4 protein-coding genes are annotated in these 1,677 nt (G+C 39.2%); all 4 read right to left on the bottom strand.

Features of this window, described 5'->3' with window-relative positions:
• Nucleotides 1-103: 103 nt before the first annotated feature.
• On the bottom strand, nucleotides 104-463 hold the full coding sequence (locus tag FD09_RS15415; protein WP_056988596.1) for a hypothetical protein: 360 nt from the start codon (nucleotides 461-463) through the stop codon (nucleotides 104-106).
• A gap of 41 nt (nucleotides 464-504) precedes the next feature.
• A complete protein-coding gene (locus FD09_RS15410; protein WP_056988597.1) occupies nucleotides 505-795 on the bottom strand; it encodes a hypothetical protein in 291 nt (96 codons plus the stop codon).
• Complete coding sequence (locus FD09_RS16590; RefSeq protein ID WP_162985044.1) at nucleotides 795-971, bottom strand: hypothetical protein; 177 nt, start codon at nucleotides 969-971, stop codon at nucleotides 795-797. The genes FD09_RS15410 and FD09_RS16590 overlap by 1 nt, the downstream gene beginning before the upstream one ends.
• A gap of 69 nt (nucleotides 972-1,040) precedes the next feature.
• Nucleotides 1,041-1,631, bottom strand: a complete 591-nt coding sequence (locus FD09_RS15405; protein WP_004912641.1) for a site-specific integrase — start codon at nucleotides 1,629-1,631, stop codon at nucleotides 1,041-1,043.
• Nucleotides 1,632-1,677 lie beyond the last annotated feature (46 nt).

The following is a 1,677-nucleotide window of genomic DNA, read 5'->3' as shown; positions in this document are numbered from 1 at the left end:
AAACGAGGTCAATGCGCACTTACACTCTTGACACCTGTCAAGAGTAGTTTGCCAAGGATTTCATCCTTGGTTTTTCCTTGTCTCAGAAGGCTAACGCCAACCATTAATTAATCACATTATGCAGGATCCAACGGCTATAAGATAAGCGAGCACTCATTGTAATTAACCATGGATGATTGACTTCGAAAATTTGAATTTCCGTTTCTAAATACAGGAGTGTTTTACCATGATTAAAGGTTAAAATTGGTGCTGGGAAATCGGGTCTGGTCGCAACCTGATGTACACTTTGACGTGAGTTCATCTCCCAACGGTCTTTTAAGTCTTCTCGTGATAAAAGTTTTGGCAACTGTTCTTTCTCAACTAACACTTGTTTTTTGAGTTGTGTCGTTAATTCTTCCTTAGCCGCATTGGGATGCCAATCATTTAAAATATCATATGCGTTATTACCTAAATCTAATTCCATGAATAGTCCTCCTAATATAGCATGGTTACAAAATAAAATATTCACCGCGGATAGTAAACTTTACTATCATCGCCATGAAATACTTCAACGCTCAGATGGTAATAATTATCATAGATACCAGCTTGATACATAGCTTGCGTGATGTTGTGTAGCATGGGCGGTTCTAAGATACGTTCACGTAGCAACCAGAAATGTTCATTATCATTTTGAATAAACACACAACACCGTTTATCTCTCACATTAAACACGCGGATTTCACGGCCGTCATCATAGCGAATAATAGCTTGTAAGGCCAAATTATCATTGGTCATGTACTCATCAAAATTAGTCATTATTCATCACCAAAATAATGATCCAGTAATAGATAACCCAGTAGGTCAGTATCCCCGGTATTATCTATGGTGGCATCAAAGGCGTCTGAAGAATAAGTCTGGCTAGCTGTATCAGGGCCTTGTTTATCGGACGCTGTAATGATGTTGTCTAATTGTGCCTTAGTGATCCTAGTCATTAAAAATACCTCCATGGTGGCGTCAAAATGAGCAAATACGGGATAATTCAGGGAGATTAGTTGGCGTTATTACCCAAAATCAATTTGATCTAACATTGTTTCGCGACTTGCTTGATCTAACCCCAGATAAGTAAGCGTCATAGCCTCACTCGAATGATTCAATAAGTGCATGACTAAACCAATATTGTAGTTTGACTGTGTATAGACGCGGTAAGCGCCTGTTTTACGCATCGTATGTGTGCCTAGATAGTTGATACCTAATAGATCACCAACGCGTGCCATCACCTTATAAAACTGCTTATCTGTTATATGTCGATCTGGATGGGAAGTTGAGGGAAATAACCAATCCGAAGTGATATTCTGTTGAACTAGCCAATCATGATATTGCAACAAGTCTTGTTGCACGGGCTTTAAATATAACGTGTTCGCTTTACCTGTCTTTTTATCATGAATAAAGGCCGTGTTTTTAACAGACCCATCGGGATTATAGACATCCGATTTCTTTAACGTCATCACATCACTCACCCGCAGTAGAGTGGCTTTGCCAACTTGAAAGATAGTGTAGTTGCGGCGACCCGCCCGAAAACTATCTAATAAGGTGTCTTGTACCATTTTTAAGACGTTGGAGTCTTTGATGGGGAGGACAATTTGTTGCACCATTAGCTACTCCTTTAAAGTTAATAATTTGATTGATGATAGCGCATCT

The organism is Schleiferilactobacillus perolens DSM 12744 (genome assembly GCF_001435585.1).
GTDB lineage: Bacteria > Bacillota > Bacilli > Lactobacillales > Lactobacillaceae > Schleiferilactobacillus > Schleiferilactobacillus perolens.
The sequence above is the reverse complement of the archived record's forward strand: the minus strand, read 5'-3'. Positions and strand labels throughout refer to the sequence as shown.